Source organism: Klebsiella michiganensis (assembly GCF_015139575.1).
Taxonomy (GTDB): domain Bacteria; phylum Pseudomonadota; class Gammaproteobacteria; order Enterobacterales; family Enterobacteriaceae; genus Klebsiella; species Klebsiella michiganensis.
On the sequence record NZ_AP022547.1, the window covers coordinates 4,597,107 to 4,615,470 of the forward strand.

The 18,364-nt window shown below is 56.4% G+C and carries 16 protein-coding genes; 14 read left to right on the plus strand and 2 right to left on the minus strand.

Translation table 11 applies throughout. The annotated features are described in order from the left end of the window. The first annotated feature begins 7 nt into the window (after nucleotides 1-7). From cyoB to JLG71_RS21630, 5 genes are all read left to right on the plus strand, one after another. Entirely contained in the window at nucleotides 8-1,999 is a 1,992-nt protein-coding gene (gene cyoB / locus JLG71_RS21610) for a cytochrome o ubiquinol oxidase subunit I (protein ID WP_200913808.1), read from the plus strand. Continuing rightward, nucleotides 1,989-2,600, plus strand: coding sequence for a cytochrome o ubiquinol oxidase subunit III (locus JLG71_RS21615; protein ID WP_004099525.1), 612 nt, complete (start codon nucleotides 1,989-1,991; stop codon nucleotides 2,598-2,600). The genes cyoB and JLG71_RS21615 overlap by 11 nt, the downstream gene beginning before the upstream one ends. Further along, complete coding sequence (locus JLG71_RS21620) at nucleotides 2,600-2,929, plus strand: cytochrome o ubiquinol oxidase subunit IV (protein WP_004099523.1); 330 nt, start codon at nucleotides 2,600-2,602, stop codon at nucleotides 2,927-2,929. The genes JLG71_RS21615 and JLG71_RS21620 overlap by 1 nt, the downstream gene beginning before the upstream one ends. A gap of 11 nt (nucleotides 2,930-2,940) precedes the next feature. Continuing rightward, a complete protein-coding gene (cyoE, locus tag JLG71_RS21625) occupies nucleotides 2,941-3,828 on the plus strand; it encodes a heme o synthase (RefSeq protein WP_004129778.1) in 888 nt (295 codons plus the stop codon). Between the two features lie 1,117 nt (nucleotides 3,829-4,945). Beyond that, nucleotides 4,946-5,248 carry a hypothetical protein gene (locus JLG71_RS21630; protein WP_025107169.1) on the plus strand — a complete coding sequence of 101 codons (303 nt, stop codon included), beginning with the start codon at nucleotides 4,946-4,948 and terminating at the stop codon, nucleotides 5,246-5,248. A gap of 102 nt (nucleotides 5,249-5,350) precedes the next feature. On the opposite strand, the gene JLG71_RS21635 is transcribed toward JLG71_RS21630, so the two are convergent. Continuing rightward, a complete protein-coding gene (locus JLG71_RS21635) occupies nucleotides 5,351-6,109 on the minus strand; it encodes an IclR family transcriptional regulator domain-containing protein (protein ID WP_032748248.1) in 759 nt (252 codons plus the stop codon). A 153-nt stretch (nucleotides 6,110-6,262) separates the two neighbouring features. Here JLG71_RS21635 and JLG71_RS21640 point away from each other — a divergent pair, with 153 nt between their 5' ends. The 9 genes from JLG71_RS21640 to JLG71_RS21680 all read left to right on the plus strand — a co-directional run bounded on the left by JLG71_RS21640 (nucleotide 6,263) and on the right by JLG71_RS21680 (nucleotide 17,663). Next, on the plus strand, nucleotides 6,263-7,084 hold the full coding sequence (locus tag JLG71_RS21640; protein ID WP_032748247.1) for a shikimate dehydrogenase family protein: 822 nt from the start codon (nucleotides 6,263-6,265) through the stop codon (nucleotides 7,082-7,084). After that, nucleotides 7,081-8,757 (plus strand): FAD-dependent oxidoreductase, encoded by a 1,677-nt coding sequence (locus JLG71_RS21645; protein ID WP_049083430.1) that lies wholly within the window; start codon nucleotides 7,081-7,083, stop codon nucleotides 8,755-8,757. Before JLG71_RS21640 ends, JLG71_RS21645 begins: the two co-directional genes overlap by 4 nt. 13 nt (nucleotides 8,758-8,770) lie before the next feature. Continuing rightward, on the plus strand, nucleotides 8,771-9,091 hold the full coding sequence (locus tag JLG71_RS21650) for an NIPSNAP family protein (RefSeq protein WP_004133454.1): 321 nt from the start codon (nucleotides 8,771-8,773) through the stop codon (nucleotides 9,089-9,091). 10 nt (nucleotides 9,092-9,101) lie between these two features. Next, on the plus strand, nucleotides 9,102-10,805 hold the full coding sequence (locus JLG71_RS21655; RefSeq protein ID WP_064357983.1) for an FAD-dependent oxidoreductase: 1,704 nt from the start codon (nucleotides 9,102-9,104) through the stop codon (nucleotides 10,803-10,805). 65 nt (nucleotides 10,806-10,870) lie between these two features. Continuing rightward, nucleotides 10,871-11,689 carry a sugar phosphate isomerase/epimerase family protein gene (locus tag JLG71_RS21660; protein ID WP_025107174.1) on the plus strand — a complete coding sequence of 273 codons (819 nt, stop codon included), beginning with the start codon at nucleotides 10,871-10,873 and terminating at the stop codon, nucleotides 11,687-11,689. 10 nt (nucleotides 11,690-11,699) lie between these two features. Beyond that, the gene (locus JLG71_RS21665) at nucleotides 11,700-13,064 is read left to right on the plus strand and encodes an MFS transporter (RefSeq protein WP_025107175.1); all 1,365 of its coding nucleotides are present in this window, start codon (nucleotides 11,700-11,702) and stop codon (nucleotides 13,062-13,064) included. A gap of 407 nt (nucleotides 13,065-13,471) precedes the next feature. Further along, the gene (locus tag JLG71_RS21670; protein WP_004129763.1) at nucleotides 13,472-14,872 is read left to right on the plus strand and encodes an MFS transporter; all 1,401 of its coding nucleotides are present in this window, start codon (nucleotides 13,472-13,474) and stop codon (nucleotides 14,870-14,872) included. 92 nt (nucleotides 14,873-14,964) lie between these two features. Beyond that, nucleotides 14,965-16,143, plus strand: coding sequence for a Gfo/Idh/MocA family protein (locus tag JLG71_RS21675; RefSeq protein ID WP_047724313.1), 1,179 nt, complete (start codon nucleotides 14,965-14,967; stop codon nucleotides 16,141-16,143). Between the two features lie 155 nt (nucleotides 16,144-16,298). Further along, nucleotides 16,299-17,663, plus strand: coding sequence for an MFS transporter (locus tag JLG71_RS21680; protein WP_004848226.1), 1,365 nt, complete (start codon nucleotides 16,299-16,301; stop codon nucleotides 17,661-17,663). Between the two features lie 103 nt (nucleotides 17,664-17,766). Here JLG71_RS21680 and JLG71_RS21685 read toward each other — a convergent pair whose 3' ends face one another. Then, nucleotides 17,767-18,258: a YajQ family cyclic di-GMP-binding protein gene (locus JLG71_RS21685; RefSeq protein ID WP_004129715.1), complete on the minus strand. Its 492-nt coding sequence runs from the start codon at nucleotides 18,256-18,258 to the stop codon at nucleotides 17,767-17,769. Between the last annotated feature and the right edge of the window lie 106 nt (nucleotides 18,259-18,364).

Consider the following 18,364-nt stretch of genomic DNA (forward strand, 5'->3'; position numbering starts at 1 on the left):
GAAAACGATGTTCGGAAAACTTACACTGGATGCAGTGCCCTACCATGAACCCATTATTGTGGTTACGGTGGCTGCAATTATCATTGGGGGACTGGCGCTTCTGGCGGCCATCACTTACTTCGGTAAGTGGTCCTACCTTTGGAATGAGTGGCTGACTTCGGTTGACCACAAACGTCTCGGTATCATGTACGTTATCGTAGCAATCGTCATGTTGCTGCGTGGCTTCGCTGACGCCGTTATGATGCGTAGCCAGCAGGTGCTGGCCTCGGCCGGGGAAGCAGGCTTCCTGCCGCCTCACCACTACGATCAGATCTTTACCGCCCACGGCGTTATCATGATCTTCTTCGTAGCGATGCCGTTTGTTATCGGTCTGATGAACCTGGTGGTTCCGCTGCAGATCGGCGCGCGCGACGTTGCCTTCCCATTCCTTAACAACCTGAGCTTCTGGTTCACCGTTGTGGGCGTGATTCTGGTTAACCTCTCTCTGGGCGTCGGTGAATTCGCGCAGACCGGTTGGCTGGCCTATCCGCCGCTCTCGGGAATTGAGTACAGTCCGGGCGTCGGGGTCGATTACTGGATCTGGGCTCTCCAGCTATCCGGTATTGGTACAACGCTCACCGGTATTAACTTCTTCGTAACGATTATCAAGATGCGTGCCCCTGGCATGACCATGTTCAAGATGCCGGTGTTTAGCTGGGCATCTCTGTGCGCCAACATCCTGATTATCGCCTCCTTCCCAATTCTGACCGTCACCGTCGCGCTGCTGACCCTGGACCGCTACCTGGGCACCCATTTCTTTACCAACGATATGGGTGGCAACATGATGATGTACATCAACCTGATTTGGGCCTGGGGTCACCCGGAAGTGTACATTCTGGTTCTGCCGGTATTCGGTGTCTTCTCCGAAATCGCCGCAACCTTCTCACGTAAGCGTCTGTTTGGCTATACCTCGCTGGTATGGGCAACAGTGTGTATTACCGTTCTGTCGTTCATCGTTTGGCTGCACCACTTCTTTACTATGGGTGCGGGCGCGAACGTAAACGCCTTCTTCGGTATTACGACCATGATCATCGCTATCCCGACCGGGGTTAAGATCTTCAACTGGCTGTTTACCATGTACCAGGGCCGTATCGTCTTCAACTCAGCAATGCTGTGGACGATTGGCTTTATCGTGACCTTCTCCGTAGGGGGTATGACCGGCGTACTGCTGGCGGTACCGGGCGCAGACTTCGTGCTGCACAACAGCCTGTTCCTGATCGCGCACTTCCATAACGTCATCATCGGCGGCGTGGTATTCGGTTGCTTCGCAGGTCTGACCTACTGGTGGCCGAAAGCCTTTGGCTTCACCCTGAACGAAACCTGGGGCAAACGCGCTTTCTGGTTCTGGATCATCGGCTTCTTCGTCGCGTTTATGCCGCTGTACGTACTGGGCTTCATGGGCATGACCCGTCGCCTGAGCCAGCAGATTGACCCGCAGTTCCACCCGATGCTGGTTGTTGCAGCCTGCGGTGCGGCGCTGATCGCTTGCGGTATTCTCTGCCAGCTGATTCAGTTCTACGTGTCTATCCGCGATCGCGAGCAGAACCGTGACCTGACCGGCGACCCTTGGGGCGGCCGTACGCTGGAGTGGGCAACCTCTTCTCCTCCGCCGTTCTACAACTTTGCTATCGTTCCTGTCGTTCACGAGCGTGACGCGTTCTGGGAAATGAAAGAAAAAGGCGACGCGTATAAGAAACCGGCTGGCTATGAAGAGATTCATATGCCGAAAAACAGCGGCGCGGGCATCATGATTGCTGCTTTCGCAACGGTGTTTGGTTTCGCAATGATCTGGCATATCTGGTGGATGGCGATTGCAAGCTTCGTCGGTATCCTGGTGACCTGGATTATTAAGAGCTTTGACGAGGACGTGGATTACTACGTGCCGGTTGCAGTAGTCGAAAAACTGGAAAATCAGCATTTCGATGAGATTAACAAAGCAGGGCTGAAAAATGGCAACTGATACTCTTGCGCATAACGCCCACGCGCACGAACACGGGCACCATGATACAGGACCGATGAAGGTATTCGGTTTCTGGATCTACCTGATGAGCGACTGCATTATCTTCGCCACTCTGTTCGCTACCTATGCCGTTCTGGTGAACGGCACGGCGGGCGGTCCGACCGGTAAAGATATTTTTGAACTGCCGTTCGTTCTGGTTGAAACCGCGCTGCTGCTGTTCAGCTCCATCACCTACGGCATGGCGGCTATCGCCATGTACAAAAACAACAAGAGCCAGGTGGTTTCCTGGCTGGCGCTGACCTTCCTCTTCGGGGCAGGCTTCATCGCGATGGAACTCTATGAATTCCATCACCTGATTGTTGAAGGTATGGGCCCGGATCGCAGCGGCTTCCTGTCAGCGTTCTTCGCGCTGGTCGGCACCCACGGTCTGCACGTGACCTCTGGTCTGATCTGGATGGCGGTGCTGATGGTTCAGGTTTCTCGTCGCGGCCTGACCAGCACTAACCGCACCCGTATCATGTGCCTGAGCCTGTTCTGGCACTTCCTTGACGTCGTGTGGATCTGCGTGTTCTCTGTTGTTTATCTGATGGGGGCGATGTAATGAGTCATTCTACCGATCATAGCGGCGCTTCTCACGGCAGCGTGAAGAGCTACATGACAGGTTTCATCCTGTCGATCATTCTGACGGTTATCCCGTTTGCAATGGTGATGAGTGGATCTGCATCGCATGCGGCTATTCTGGGAACCATCCTGGTCACTGCGGTTGTGCAGATTGTGGTACACCTCGTGTACTTCCTGCACATGAACAGTAAATCGGACGAAGGTTGGAACCTGACCGCATTTATCTTCACCGTAATCATCATTGCTATCGTAGTTGTCGGCTCCATCTGGATTATGTGGAACCTGAACTACAACATGATGATGCACTAAGAGCGGCGAGTATGTTTAAGCAATACCTGCAAGTAACGAAACCAGGCATTATTTTTGGCAACCTGATCTCCGTGATTGGCGGTTTCCTGCTGGCCTCCAAGGGCCACATCGACTATCCGCTTTTTATCTGGACACTCCTCGGAGTATCCCTGGTGGTCGCCTCGGGTTGTGTTTTCAACAACTATATCGACCGTGATATCGATCGTAAGATGGAACGGACGAAAAACCGGGTGCTGGTCAAAGGGCTGATCTCGCCAGAAGCTTCGCTGGTATACGCCACCCTGCTGGGTATTGCTGGCTTCATGCTCCTGTGGTTTGGCGCGAATCCCCTGGCCTGCTGGCTGGGGGTGATGGGGTTCGTGGTTTATGTCGGCGTTTACAGCCTGTACATGAAGCGCCACTCCGTCTACGGCACGCTGATTGGTTCTCTCTCCGGCGCTGCGCCGCCGGTGATTGGCTACTGCGCGGTTACCGGTGATTTTGACAGCGGTGCCGCGATTCTGCTGGCGATTTTCAGCCTGTGGCAGATGCCTCACTCTTACGCTATCGCGATTTTCCGCTTCAAGGATTATCAGGCAGCGAACATTCCGGTACTGCCGGTAGTGAAAGGCATTTCGGTAGCGAAAAACCATATCACCGTTTACATCATCGCTTTCGCCGTTGCCACGCTGATGCTCTCCCTGGGCGGCTACGCTGGATATAAATATCTGGTTGTCGCTGCGGCGGTGAGCGTCTGGTGGCTCGGAATGGCGCTGCGCGGTTATAAAGTGGCGGATGATAAAGTCTGGGCGCGTAAGCTGTTCGTCTTTTCCATCGTAGCCATTACCGCGCTGTCGGTGATGATGTCCGTCGACTTTATGGTGCCGGATTCACACAACCTGCTGACCATGGTCAGATAGTGTCTCTCAATGGCGTATCGCACGATACGCCATTACTTATTTCCCCCTGTTAATCTCGCATCGCCGATGGTTGTAAATCATTCTCCCCACCCTATTATTCTGAGATTGTGCCCTCAACCCTCTCAACGCTTTCTCTGCCCCTGGCTAAATTCCGCTTCAGCGTCCTCGATCAAAGACGCCCCCCGTACATGCCTTTCTCCGCTTACTGCCGGAACGCGTTTAGCCATACTGATGCGATAATAGTCACGCAGTACTGCCAATTCGTTTCGACAAATAGCCGCATCAGATTCATCAGCAGCAATTCATTATCCTGCAGCCATCGTTTATTTAGATGAATTAAAATTGGTTTTAACGCTGGTACTGTCAATAAAATGAGCACTATATACCGGCTAATGATTCCGTTGTTTAACGAATCATCGCTAAGCACGGTTTTCCCACTGCGGTCGGCAATGGTATCTTTGAGATATGAATCCCGCCGCCGCGCTACCCCGTACGGCGCCGAGTGGTTTAGCTGCATATATACGGTAAATAAATTTATTGTGCGCAAAATAGTATAAGAGATATATCGCGAAATTTTTGTTTCGTCGAACGCTGACGTCATTCGGGTTAGCAAACCATAGACAGGCTCTCGTTCATTCAGCGGGCTGCGCTTCCTTCATTCCCGGTGGGCGAATGTGAAATCGAAAATTAACATATTAACGTGAGGTATGGTGCCAGGGTGATGTTCTCTTGCCCTCCCCTCCTCCGCACGAACAGGCGGTCTTTTGCCATGAATATTTTTCTCTCCGGTTCATATAGCATCTCTATTGAACAATAGTAAAGTTTTCAATGAAAAAAAAGCTGTCCGTCTTATTTCCGCCTGCAACCACTTTCAGCGCGTTTTTCTTTATAAGGCCCTCATGCAATTTCACATTAAAGCCAGATGTGCCGAATAAAAAATTCATACTCATGGCTTACGCCGTTATCTCTGAAGAAAACTTCATTTTATTAAATTTGTATGAAATTGAATATTTCACATATTAATACTCTGGATTAACATAATTTAAGAGTGTTAGTATTTCTTCCGTGGGTAAGAGACCCACTAATAAAAATTAATCAAACTTAACAAGGAATACCAATGAAAGAATTAACTATTGGCGAAATGGAATCTATTTCTGGTGGTTTTAATGTGTTCGGCAGCATTGCTAACAGCATTTCCAGCATTATTAATAATACAGCAAGCCATCTGAGCGATTTTATTACCTCCGCAGGTGCTACCATCGCCAATGCCATCGTTAACGATACCATTGCGTTCGGTGATTACCTGAGCGGCACATCTACGTGGCAGGATTTCGTTGCCTCAAGCAACGAAAACTGGAGCAATTCTGTGCACGACCTGTCGGGCGAGTGGAACACTTTCACTAACAGCGTCACCGCCTAATATCGGTTCGTCATTCTCAGGGCAGGATTCTTCCTGCCCTTTTTTTTGCCTACCGTAAGCTCTCTCGGCACGAGGATGAGTGAATCGTCTGCGCCTTTGGTTTTAACCCACCAGCATCGCCTGAGCGCTATAGAGCAAATCCAGATGATCGCGGCATAGTGCCTCAATCGAGGTTCTTGACTGATGGCTGGTTAAACTCAGCGCTCCCCAGTAGAGCCCTTCCCGATCTGACAGCGGCACGGCCAGGACCAGCATGCCAATTTCAAACTCCTGCTCAATCGCGGCGTATCCCTGGCGACGAACCTGAGCGATCTTTTCCATTAACGCCGCCACGTCCGTCACCGTATAGGGCGTACGCTGCTCGCGGCGGATCCGCTGCAAAACGGTTTCACACTCGGTTTCCGCTAAGGAAGCCAGCCATAGTCGCCCTCCGGCGGTACAGTAAATCGGCACTCTCTCCCCCAGACGCACTGAAGTCGAGTTAAACGGCGTGTGTTTACTGCGGGCGATATACACCAGCTCGTCATCATCTATCACGCCGACCGAAGCGTGCTCTTCCGTCCGACTGGCGATGTACTCCACGATCGGTCGTACCATGCGTGGGAACTGCGCCGAATCGACATACGCCTGCCCCAACCTTAACGCTTTAGGCGTTAGCCAGTAATGACGTCCGTCGGTTTGCAGATAGCGCTCGTGCAGCAGGGTAAGGAAAAAGCGCCGCGCGGCGCTTTGCGTCAGGCCGCTCATTTTCGCCGCCTGCGGCACGGTGAGCCGGGGGAACTCTTTTGAAAATAGCTGGATCAGCGCCAGCCCTTTTTGCAGGCCGACGATCAGATCGCGGGTATGAATCTGGTTTTGCATACTTGTTCACACTTTCGCAACAATACAATCAGTTTAGCGCGATTATCGCAGTGGTAGTGCGATTAACAACCAGTATGGCCGAATTCTGCGTTGTCGCTCTCAGCTTCCGCTGAAATACTTTCACAACATTCATTTAACAAAATGAGGTTTGAAATGGTCAGTGGATTCACTCAGGTCGTCGCCGTCATCGGCCACCCGATTACCCAGGTTAAGTCGCCGGAGAATTTCAACCGCTTCTTTGCTGACCAGCAGTTGGACAGCGTGATGATCCCGGTTGATATCGCCCCCGAAGCCGTTGCTGACTTTCTGCAGGCCCTGCGCGGCTGGCACAACATGAGCGGCGTCCTGGTCACCGTTCCGCACAAACAGCGGGCCGCCGCCCTGGTCGACGAGTTAACCCCGCGAGCTCAGCACCTCAATGCCATTAACGTCATCCGTAAGCTGGCCGATGGCCGTTTACAGGGCGATATGCTAGACGGCGTCGGTTTTCAGCTTGCCGCAGAGGCGCACGGCTTTAGCGCCGCCGGTAAAAAGGGGCTGCTCTCCGGCTGCGGCGGTGTGGGCAGCGCTATCGCGTGGGGGCTTTGCGAAGCGGGTATCCGCCAGCTGGCCCTTTATGATCAGAATCCCGCCACCCTTCAGCTGCTGCATAACCGGCTGGCCACCCATTTTCCGCACGTTCATCTCGTCGACCTGCCCGCTACGCTTGCCGGCCTGGATTTGCTGGTGAATGGTTCCCCGGCGGGAATGGCCGGTTTCGAGCCGTTGCCGCTGCCGCAGACGCTGCTGGAAACCCTTCCGCTATCCACGCATGTCGCCGACGTGGTGACCGCCCCGATCATCACCCCGCTCCTCGCCTTCGCCCGGGATCGCGGCTGCGCGATCCAGACCGGGCCGGAGATGGCGCTGGCGCAGATGAAACTGATGGGGCAATTCATCGGCGCCATCGCGCAGGAACAAGGAGCGGCGGCATGAAAAGCTGGGATGTCATCGTTATCGGCAGCGGCGCCGCAGGTTTTGCCGCGGCGGTGACCGCCAGCTGTAAGGGACTGTCGGTGCTGATGCTGGAAAAAGCCCCGCAGTTTGGCGGCACCTCCGCCATTTCCGGCGGCGCGGTGTGGATCCACGATAGCGATCAGGCGCGGAAAATGGCCGTGGGCGGCAGCCCGCAGGCCATCGAAACCTATCTGCGGACGATTATCGGTGAGCCTCATTATCGTCAGGATCTGGTGGATGCCTTTATCGCTTCAGGGCGCGAGGCGCTGGCGTTTCTTGAAAAAGAGGGCGCGGTGAAATATAGCCTGCGCCCGCTCTCTCCGGATTATTACCCGGATGAGCCCGGCGCCGTCGATGTCGGGCGGGCGCTCGAGGTGGTGGAGTTTGACGGACGGGAACTGGGTGCGCATTTTCGCGACCTCCGCTCTCCCCCACCGGGAATGCTGCTGTTTGGCGGGATGATGGTTAACCGGGTTGATATCCAGCACTTTCTCGATATGCGCCGCTCCCCGCGCTCGTTCGCGCACTGCGGCAGACTGTTGCTGCGCTTCGGTCGCGATCGCCTGCGGTACCCTCGCGGTACCCGCCTGGCGATGGGCAACGCGCTGATCGCCCGCATGGCGACGCTCGCCTTTCGCAAAGGTATGCAGCTCAGGCTCAACGTCAACGTGCTTTCGCTGAGCGAACGCAATGGCGAGGTGACCGGCGTAGAAATTGAGCACGAGGGACAAAAGCAGGCCCTTGAAGCCCGCTGCGGGGTGGTACTGGCGGCGGGTGGTTTTGCCGCAGGCAGGCTGGCTGAACGCTATCGCCCCCAGACCCGCGAGCACTACACCATGTCCCCCGCCGCCAACGACGGCGCCGCGCTGCGCCTTGCCGCCGCGGTCAATGCCCGGGAAGGGGCTGACCTGCCGTCTAACTTTTTCTGGGCGCCGGTCTCGGTTTTACAGCATCCCGACGGCACGCAAGAGCGCTTCCCTCATCTGGTCACCGATCGCGCCAAACCTGGAGTGATTGCCGTCAACCAGCGCGCGGTGCGCTTCGTGAACGAATCTAACTCTTATCACCACTTCGCCAGCGCCATGCAAAGCCGGGCAGAAAATGCGCCCTGCTTTCTGATTTGCGACGCCCTGGCCATGAAGCGCTACGGCCTCGGCCTGGCGCGCCCTGCCCCGGTCAATAATGACGCGCTGGTGAAAGCGGGCTATCTGCATAAGGCCGATACGCTGCCTGAACTGGCGCAGCGGCTCGGCCTGGATCCGCAGACGCTCGCTGACACGGTGGCTCGCTACAACCGCGACGCCGCTCAGGGCCTCGACCCGGCGTTCACCAAAGGCGGCAACAGCTATAACCGCGCGATGGGCGACCCCGGCCACCGGCCAAACGCCTGTAACGCTCCGCTGACCCGCGCGCCGTTTTATGCCGTCACCCTCTATACCGGCGATCTCGGTACCTCGCGCGGCCTGGTCACTACCGCCGATGCTCAGGTCATTAACCAGCACGGTGAACCGATTAAAGGCCTCTATGCCGTGGGTAATGATATGGATTCGATGATGGCCGGAACCTACCCCGGCCCAGGTATTACGCTCGGCCCGGCGCTCACCTTCGGCTATCTCTCAGCCAGCCATATGGCGCAACAACACGCACTATAAACAGGAGAAAATCATGATCTATGAAAAACGCACCTACACCATCAATCCGCTGAAAATGGCCGACTGGCTGGCGCTGTACAAAAGCGATGCTTACGCCGTGCAAACCGAGCACCTCGGTAAGCTCATCGGCTTCTTTTTTACCGAAATTGGCGTGGTCAATCAGGTGGTGCATATCTGGGCCTATGAAAGTCTGGACGATCGCCTGGCGCGTCGGGCGCGCATGGCGCAGGACGAACGCTGGCTGACGTTCTCGCGCAAAAACCGCGAGCTGGCCGCCGTCGAGCGTCTGGAGTCGGTGCTTCTGCGCCCCACTGATTTTTCACCACTGCAATAAGGAGAGGGTCATGAGCGGGCAGATGAACGTGGATGTTCTGGTCGTCGGCTCCGGCGCGGCGGGGCTCTCTGCCGCCGTCACCGCCGCGCTCGGCGGCGCCAGCGTACTGGTTGCGGAGAAAGAGTCGGTCATTGGCGGCACCAGCGCCTGGTCCGGCGGCTGGCTGTGGATCCCGCGTAACCCGCTGGCTCGTGAAGAAGGGATTGAAGAAGAGCCGGGCGCGCCGCTCGCTTATTTACGCCATGAAATGGACGGTGAGCCTGCCGATGCGCGTCTGCTTGCCTTCTTACAGTACGGACCGGAGATGATCGACTTTTTCCGCCGCCGTACCGCCGTGCAGTTTCTTTCCGGCAGCAAAATGCCCGATTTTCACGCTTCACCGGGCGCTGCGCTGGGCGGCCGCTCGGTCACGGCGCAGCCTTTTGACGGACGGCTGCTGGGCGACTGGCTGCATCGCCTGCGGCCTCCGCTGGAGACCATCAGCCTTGCGGGTATGGGCATTGCCGGCGGCACGGACATGGCGCACTTTTTCAACGCGACCCGCTCACCGGGCTCGGCGCTGTATGCGACCCGCCGCCTGCTGCGTCACGGCTGGCAGCGGCTGCGCGCCGGTCGCGGACAGCATCTGGTTAACGGCAACGCGCTGGTCGCCCGCCTGCTGCGTTCGGCGCTGGATGCGGGGGTTAATTTTCAGCTTAACGCGCCGGTAGAACGTCTGCTTGCCGACAACAACGGCGTTGCAGGCGCGATATTACGCAGCGACGGCGGCGCGCTGGAGGTTCGCGCCGGCGCGGTGATCCTCGCCTGCGGAGGCTTTCCTCACGACAGGCAGCGTCTGGCCGAAAATGTGCCGCACGCCGCCAGCGGCTACGGCCACTTCTCCGCCGCGCCCCCGGGCAATCAGGGGGATGGCATTCGGCTCGGCGAAGCGGTCGGCGGCCAGTTTGATACCTCACTCAGGCACGCCATGGCCTGGGCGCCGGTGTCGCGCGTTACCCTCGCCAGCGGACTGCAGTTGCCGTTCCCGCATCTGGTTGAGCGCGCTAAGCCCGGCTTTATTGCCGTGTTGCCTAACGGTAAACGCTTCACCAATGAAGCCGACTCTTATCATGATTTTATTGCCGCGCTGCTGGACGCGACGCCGTCGGGCGAAACGCCGCAGGCGTGGCTAATTGCCGACGGCCGTGCGCTGCGGCGCTACGGATTGGGCCATGCTCGCCCCTTCCCGTTTACCCCCGAGGCCTGGCGACGGACCGGCTATCTGTACGTCGGTGAGACGCCGGAAGCGCTGGCGAAAACATGCGCCATCAATCCGCAGCAGCTAACGGAAACGATCGCCCGGTTTAACGGCTTTGTAGACCAGGGAGAGGATAAGGATTTTCAGCGCGGCGCCTCGGCCTATAACCGCGCGCAGGGTGACGCCAGCCGCTCGCCCCACCCCACGCTCGGGAAACTCAGCCATGGGCCTTTTTATGCGGTACGTATATTGCCCGGCTCGCTGGGTTCCTTCAGTGGACTAATCACCGATGAAAATGCCCGTGTTCTCAACGCGCAGCGGCAGCCGATCCAGGGGCTTTTCGCCATCGGCAACGATATGTCGAGCGTGATGCGGGGATTCTATCCCAGCGGCGGTATCACGCTGGGTCCGGCCATGACTTTTGGCTATCTGGTCGGAAAAAACCTGGCAGAAAATCTCAATAAAACAACGCAGTAAAAGCATTCCACCAGGGACGGCAATACGCATAACAACAATCACCTGCAACTGTACTGGAGTCCTTTATGAACATGCGAACCCTCTCACTCGCCGCGCTTACCCTCCTCGACGTTCCGCCGCCGGAACAGGTACGCATTGCGGCCCAGACCGGATTCACCCACGTTGGTCTGCGCCTGCTTCCCGCAACCCCGTCAGATCCGGATTACGACATGCTCGGCGACACCGCCGCCGTACGCGATACCCTGGCGGCGCTGATGGAAACCGGCGTTCGCGTTTCGGACGTTGAGATCGTCCGCCTGACGCCCGATTTTTCAGTGGACGCTCGTTTGCAGCTTTTTCTTACTACCGCCGCGCGCCTTGGCGCAAAGCAGGTTTTAGTGGCAGGAAACGATGATAACCGCGCGCGCAGCGCGGGAAATCTCGCCCGGCTTGCCGAAGCCGGCCAGGAGCATGGATTAACCATGAACCTGGAGCCCATGCCCTGGACCCACCTGCGCACCATTGCCGAAGCCCGGGCGCTCATCACCGCCAGCGGCCGCAGCGATATCGGTATTTTGATTGACGCTATTCACTTCTGGCGGGCCGGCGAATCCCTGTCCACGATCGCGGCGCTACCGCAAAATTGCCTCAACTATATGCAGCTTTGCGATGCCTCACCGCAACCCCCCGCTGACGAGCAGGAGCTGATTTACCAGGCCCGCGCCGCGCGCCAGGTCCCCGGCGAAGGCGGACTCGACCTGCACGGTCTGATGGCGGCGCTTCCGGCCACGCTGCCGGTATCCATCGAGGTCCCGCTAAGCGGCGATCGGGGTGCGCTGCCGCCGCTCGCTCGCGCTCAGCTGCTGTTTAACGCCGCGCAGTCCTACCTGCGCCCTTGCGCATAAGGAGAGTCCCATGACACAGACTCAACGCCTGGACGTCAGGGAGTTAATCAACGCCAATCCGCTAAGCCGCTTTCAGAAGCTGGTGGTGTTTTTAGGCTTCTGCGTTATCGCGCTGGACGGCTTTGATATCGCCATCATGGGATTTATCGCCCCGACGCTGAAGCAGGAATGGGGAGTAAGCAATCACCAACTCGGTTTTGTCATCAGCGCCGCGCTGATAGGCCTGGCGCTGGGGGCCATTTTCTCCGGGCCGCTCGCCGACTGGCTGGGACGGAAAAAAATTATCATTAATAGCGTCTTCTTCTTCGGCTTCTGGACCATCGCCACCGCCCTTTCACAAAATATTGAGCAGATGATGGTTTTCCGCTTCCTGACCGGGCTGGGATTAGGCGCCGCCATGCCGAATATCGGCACCCTGGTGTCAGAGTATGCGCCGGAGCGCCAGCGCTCGTTCCTGATTACGATTATTTTTTGCGGCTTCACCTTTGGCGCGGCGGCGGGCGGTTTCTCCGCATCCTGGCTAATCCCGCAGTTTGGCTGGCACTCGCTGATGCTGCTTGGCGGGATCCTCCCGCTGCTGTTCGCTCCGGTCCTGATCTGGCTGTTACCGGAATCGGTGCGTTTTCTGGTCGTTAAGCGCGCGCCTGCCGAACGTATTCGGCGGATTATGCAACGCCTCTATCCGGGACAAATCCCCGATGAGGCCGAGTTCAGCCTCCCGGCCCAGCCCGTCCAGGCAAATGCCATGCGCATCGTTCTCTCCCGCCAGTATCGCTTCGGTTCGATGATGCTCTGGCTGGTTTACTTTATGGGGCTTTTTTTGGTTTACCTCCTCGGCAGCTGGCTACCGACGCTGGTAAAAGAGGTGGGCTTAACGGTCGGCCAGGCGGCGGTAATGACCGCAATGTACCAGGCTGGGGGAACCCTTGGCTCGCTGTTTGCGGGCTGGCTAATGGACCGGATCAACCCACATCGGGCGCTCGGGCTGATTTACGCGGTTGGCGGCCTGTTTACGATGGCGATGGGCTATGCCGCGGCAAGCTTTGCGCTCATCTGCCTGCTGGCGTTTATCAGCGGAGCCTGCTTAAACGGCGCCAATACCGGCATGAACGCGCTCTCCGCCCGCTACTATCCTACCGAAGCACGGGCTACCGGCTCCAGCTGGATGCACGGCGTTGGCCGCATGGGCGCGATCCTGAGCGCCTTTGCCGGGGCGGAGATGCTGGCGCTGAATATCAGCTTCGAAAGCGTTTTCCTGATCCTTGGCATTCCCGCCGCGATAACCGTCGCCGGGCTGGCGGCCAAAGGTATTTTCGCGGCTGGCCCGTCGGCAAGGGCCACCGCGTCAATCGCGCCCGTCAGAAGTACATTTTAAACGTTGACGCTAAGGCAGGCGTGTTTCAAAAACACGCCTGCCCAAAAAAGAAAAATTAATTTCATTTAAATGAATAATGAAAAAGAAAAATGCCATGCAGTATCGATTCACTTCACAAAACCACAGCGCAAAATCATTAAATACATACATGAAAAAAATAAAACATCGTTCAGAAAAACACTTAATAACCTTATCAATCAGAATGGCTTGATAGCTGTAGCCAGAAAAATTACGGCTCAATTTTTACGGTTTTTCGATCCGCCTCGCATATACAGAAATTAAATTCCAAACAAACATTGAAATGAAATAAATATTTCCTTATGTTCTGGCTGATATTCAGGATAAGGTCGTGCCGGTGGAACTGGCGCAGAGGTCCTGACTTGTCCTTCCAGACAAAGGAATTGACCATGAGTGAACAGCAGATTCTTCTCTCTCCCGCGGCAGCACGCGGCGATAAGCTAAGCTGGGCTACCCGAATCGCTTACGGCGGCGGCGATACCGCCTGTAACGTCGTGTTCGGCATGATCGGCACGGTTTTAACCCTGTTTTATACCGACTATGTCGGCATCAGCATCGCCACCGTTGGCCTGGTGATGCTGATCTCACGTCTGTTTGACGGCGTTTCCGATGTCATCATGGGCCTGATGGTGGAACGCACGAACTCTCGCTGGGGTAAATCACGCCCCTGGCTGCTGTGGATGAGCGTGCCCTACGCCGTATCGGCAATTTTACTGTTCACCGTCCCGCAGACCACCGGCACGCTGCAGTTTCTCTATCTGCTGGTCGCCTATAATTTCTGCACCACCGTGTGCTATACCGCCATCAACCTCCCCTACGGCAGCCTCTCTGCGATGATGACCCGCGCCTCCTGGGAAAGGGATATGCTCAGCATCACCCGAATGTCGATGTCGCCTTTTGGTCGTATTCTCGCCGTTGCCTGCACTTTGCCGCTGGTGAAGTACTTTGGCGACGATCAGGCGGCGTGGATCAAAACCATGTCTATTTGGGCTTTTCTGGCGCTGCTGTTGCTGCTGTTTTGCTTTTATAAATGCGAAGAGAAGGTGGTCATCAAAGCGCGAGAGAAACAGGGAAACGTACCGGTAAAAACCCAGCTTTCCGCGCTTTTTCGTAACCAGTACTTCTGGGCCAGCGCCATCCTGTGGACCGCGCAAAGCGTGTACTACACCGTGGTAGGGATCGCGCTGCCTTACTACTGCCGCTACGTGCTCGGTGACGATACCTTCTATAGCTCCATTTTCGTTGCCGAAACCGCCTGCATTATTATTTTCACCTTCCTGAGCTCCGTGCCCATCCGCAAATACGGTAAACGCAACGTTGCCCTCTGCGGCATCGTGCTGGCGACCATCGGCCAGGTGCTGTTTATGTTTAACTCTGATGATTACCACTGGGCGCTGGCAAACGCGATTATTCGCGGTATTGGCTTCGCCCCGCTGAACGCCGTGCTGTTCGGATTCTGCGGCGATGCCGTCGAATTCGGCCAGTGGAAAACGCGCGTCAGACAGGAAGGGATGATCTTCTCCGCCGGTTCCGTTGGGACGAAACTCGGCGCAGGTATTGCCGCCGCGGTTATCTCCGGCCTGCTGAGCATGGCGGGTTACGTCAGCTCCAGCAGCGGCTCCGGCGTTCAGCCGCAAAGCGCTATCGACATGATTAACCACGTTTATCTCTACGGCTCTTTCTTCCTGTGGATCGTGGTCATTATCACCCTGCTGTTTTATCGCCTGGATAAGCAATACCCGCAGATCATGCATGACCTGAAAGAACGCGAAGCCCGTGGCGAGATGTAAAACCTTAGAACCAGGCCCGCGCTCGGCGAGCGCGGGTACACAGAAGAACATCTGAAATCCGTAGGATCTCTATCATTGAGGAGTGCACCATCATGTTAAACGGCATGAAACCCTTATCCCGCTCCCTGCGCTGGGGCATGGTCGGCGGCGGCGGCACCAGCCAGATTGGCTACAGCCACCGCTGTGCGGCGCTTCGCGACAACGTCTTTACTCTGCTCGCCGGCGCGCTTGATATCGATGCCGAGCGCGGTCGTCAATTCGGCGAGCAGCTCGGCATCGCTCCTGAACGCTGCTACGCCGATTACCAAACGCTGTTCGCGGAGGAGGCCAAACGTCCTGACGGCATTGAAGCCGTATCGGTAACGACGCCGAACAATACTCACTTCGCTATCACTAAAGCGGCGCTTGAAGCCGGGCTGCACGTTATTTGCGAAAAACCGCTGTGCTTTACCGCCGACGAAGCGCGCGAGCTGCTGGCGCTAAGCAAAAAGCAGAATAAAATTATCGGCGTCACGTACGGCTATGCCGGGCACCAGATGATCCAGCAGGCGCGGCAGATGATAGCGGAAGGGATGCTCGGCGAGATCCGCATTATTAATATGCAGTTCGCCCACGGTTTTCATAATGAAGCCGTTGAGCTACAGGCTGAATCCACCCGCTGGCGGGTAACGCCCAAATATGCCGGCCCTAGCTATGTGCTGGGGGATCTGGCGACCCATCCGCTATTTATTGCCGAGACGATGGTGCCTAACCTGAACATCACCCGCCTGATGTGCGCGCGTCAAAGCTTCGTCAAATCTCGCGCGCCGCTGGAAGATAACGCCTTTGTGCTGATGGAATATAACAACGGCGCCGTTGGCTCACTGTGGACCAGCGCGGTCAACAGCGGCGCGATGCACTCGCAAAAAGTCCGCGTCATTGGCGAAAAAGCCAGCATCGAATGGTGGGATGAGCGTCCAAATCAGCTCAGCTATGAGGTACAGGGCGAACCGGCTCGCGTCCTCGAGCGCGGGATGCCCTATCTCAGCCAGCAGGCGCTGGCGGACGACCGCATTGGCGGCGGTCACCCTGAAGGGCTGTTCGAGGCGTGGGCCAACCTCTATCGCCGCTACGCTATCGCCATTGACGCGATGGATCGCGGGGACCAGGCGTTCCTGGAGACCTTCTGGTATCCGGACGTCGAAGCCGGTCTTCACGGCGTTTACTGGGTTGAGCAGTGCGTCAAATCCGCCGACGCAGGCGGCCAGTGGGTTGACTTTAACTGCCAATAACCGCTGAACACCAGTGGAGGCCCCTCCACTGGTTTTTTCTTTCTACCGTACTCACCTCATCATGCAACACAGTCGTAATATCTGTTAAACAAACATTTATTTACGCTTCTGTTTCCCCCCACTACACTATGCGCAGTTTTTATATTGAGGTGGTAATGAACGATAATAAAATGACGCCAGGCGAACTGCGTGCGACCTGGGGTTTGGGGACCGTATTCTCTTTGCGCATGCTCGGCATGTTTATGGTCCTGCCGGTTCTGACCACTTACGGCATGGCGTTACAGGGCGCAAGCGAAGCCCTTATCGGACTGGCAATTGGTATTTACGGGCTGGCCCAGGCGCTATTCCAGATACCTTTCGGGCTGCTTTCTGACCGCATTGGCCGTAAGCCGCTGATCGTCGGCGGCCTGTTAATCTTCGTTGTCGGCAGCGTTATCGCCGCGCTTTCTGACTCTATCTGGGGCATTATTCTTGGCCGCGCGCTGCAGGGCTCCGGGGCGATTGCCGCCGCGGTCATGGCGCTGCTTTCCGATTTAACCCGCGAGCAAAACCGCACTAAAGCCATGGCGTTTATCGGCGTCAGCTTTGGCGTCACCTTTGCTATCGCCATGGTTCTCGGGCCTGTCGTTACCCACCAGCTCGGCCTGCACGCCCTGTTCTGGATGATTGCTGTTCTGGCGACGCTCGGCATCCTGCTGACGCTATGGGTGGTGCCGAACAGCCAGAATCACGTGCTGAACCGCGAGTCCGGTATGGTGAAAGGCTGCTTCAGCAAAGTTCTTGCTGAGCCAAAACTCCTGAAGCTCAATTTCGGCATTATGTGCCTGCATATCATGCTGATGTCCACGTTTGTCGCTCTGCCGGGCCAGCTTGAGGCCGCCGGTTTCCCCGCCGCCGAGCACTGGAAAATCTATCTGGTCACCATGCTGGTCTCATTTGTCGCGGTGGTGCCGTTTATTATCTACGCCGAAGTGAAGCGCAAAATGAAGCGCGTCTTTCTGCTGTGCGTCGCCATCCTGCTGATTGCTGAAATCGTACTCTGGGGTGCCGGAGGCTATTTCTGGGAGCTGGTCGCCGGCGTTCAGCTATTTTTCCTCGCGTTTAACCTGCTGGAAGCGCTGCTGCCGTCGTTAATCAGTAAAGAATCACCGGCCGGATATAAAGGCACCGCGATGGGCATTTACTCCACCAGCCAGTTCCTTGGCGTGGCCATCGGCGGAGCGCTCGGCGGCTGGGTGGATGGCTTTTTTGATTCGCAAACCGTCTTCCTGCTCGGCGCCCTGCTGGCGATGCTGTGGCTGCTGGTGGCCAGCACCATGAGCGAGCCGCCGTACGTTAGCAGCCTGCGGGTCGAGATCCCGGAGGATATCGCCGCGGACAAAATGCTCGAAGCGCGCTTACGGGCTAAAGAGGGCGTCAAAGAGGTGCTGGTGATTAGCGAAGAGCGTTCGGTGTATATCAAAATCGACAGCAAGATCACTAACCGCTTTGAAATTGAGCAGGCAATCAAAGGGATATAAAAACGAGCACCTTTGTTCAGGCAGGCAAAAACGGTTCTGAGCGGAGCTTTGTGTCCTGCCGGGCGGCGGCTAACGCCGTGCCCGGCCGACAGACGGGACTCTTTTAATCGCGGAAGTTTTTGAACTGGAACGGCTGGCCTAAATCACCGCCGCGCACCAGCGCCATAACCGCCTGCAGGTCGTCGCGAGATTTACCGGTAACGCGAATCTCTTCGCCCTGGATCTGCGCCTGTACTTTCAGCTTGCTGTCTTTAATCAGCTTGACGATTTTTTTCTGCGTCGCGCTCTCAATGCCCTGCTTCAGCTTCGCATCGACAAACCAGGTTTTACCGCTGTGCACGAACTCGTCCGGCACTTCGATAGAACTGCCCTCAATTCCGCGTTTCAGCAGCTTGGCGCGCAGAATATCCAACAGCTGGTTAATCTGGAAATCAGACTCGCTGAGGACCTTGATGGTCTCGTTTTTTTCGTTCAGCTCAAAGCTCGCTTCGACGTTACGGAAATCAAAACGCGATTCAACTTCGCGGGTCGCGTTCTCTACGGCGTTTCGAACTTCCTGAAGATCGACTTCAGAGACAATATCGAAAGATGGCATCTTTTCCTCTCCTTCAGTTTCTTTTGCGTTGCATAATACCCGCAACGCGACATAACTCAACTTGTTATCCCGAAAGGATAACTGATAACGCTATACTTTAGCCATG

Excerpts from the sequence above, each read along its gene's own strand:
- JLG71_RS21680 (WP_004848226.1), top strand. The coding sequence starts at position 16,299 with ATGAACGATAATAAAATGACGCCAGGCGAACTGCGTGCGACCTGGGGT.
- JLG71_RS21620 (WP_004099523.1), top strand. The coding sequence starts at position 2,600 with ATGAGTCATTCTACCGATCATAGCGGCGCTTCTCACGGCAGCGTGAAG.
- JLG71_RS21640 (WP_032748247.1), top strand. The coding sequence starts at position 6,263 with ATGGTCAGTGGATTCACTCAGGTCGTCGCCGTCATCGGCCACCCGATT.
- JLG71_RS21615 (WP_004099525.1), top strand. The coding sequence starts at position 1,989 with ATGGCAACTGATACTCTTGCGCATAACGCCCACGCGCACGAACACGGG.
- cyoB (WP_200913808.1), top strand. The coding sequence starts at position 8 with ATGTTCGGAAAACTTACACTGGATGCAGTGCCCTACCATGAACCCATT.
- JLG71_RS21635 (WP_032748248.1), bottom strand. The coding sequence starts at position 6,109 with ATGCAAAACCAGATTCATACCCGCGATCTGATCGTCGGCCTGCAAAAA.
- JLG71_RS21665 (WP_025107175.1), top strand. The coding sequence starts at position 11,700 with ATGACACAGACTCAACGCCTGGACGTCAGGGAGTTAATCAACGCCAAT.
- JLG71_RS21630 (WP_025107169.1), top strand. The coding sequence starts at position 4,946 with ATGAAAGAATTAACTATTGGCGAAATGGAATCTATTTCTGGTGGTTTT.
- JLG71_RS21670 (WP_004129763.1), top strand. The coding sequence starts at position 13,472 with ATGAGTGAACAGCAGATTCTTCTCTCTCCCGCGGCAGCACGCGGCGAT.
- JLG71_RS21660 (WP_025107174.1), top strand. The coding sequence starts at position 10,871 with ATGAACATGCGAACCCTCTCACTCGCCGCGCTTACCCTCCTCGACGTT.
- JLG71_RS21655 (WP_064357983.1), top strand. The coding sequence starts at position 9,102 with ATGAGCGGGCAGATGAACGTGGATGTTCTGGTCGTCGGCTCCGGCGCG.
- JLG71_RS21650 (WP_004133454.1), top strand. The coding sequence starts at position 8,771 with ATGATCTATGAAAAACGCACCTACACCATCAATCCGCTGAAAATGGCC.
- cyoE (WP_004129778.1), top strand. The coding sequence starts at position 2,941 with ATGTTTAAGCAATACCTGCAAGTAACGAAACCAGGCATTATTTTTGGC.
- JLG71_RS21675 (WP_047724313.1), top strand. The coding sequence starts at position 14,965 with ATGTTAAACGGCATGAAACCCTTATCCCGCTCCCTGCGCTGGGGCATG.
- JLG71_RS21685 (WP_004129715.1), bottom strand. The coding sequence starts at position 18,258 with ATGCCATCTTTCGATATTGTCTCTGAAGTCGATCTTCAGGAAGTTCGA.
- JLG71_RS21645 (WP_049083430.1), top strand. The coding sequence starts at position 7,081 with ATGAAAAGCTGGGATGTCATCGTTATCGGCAGCGGCGCCGCAGGTTTT.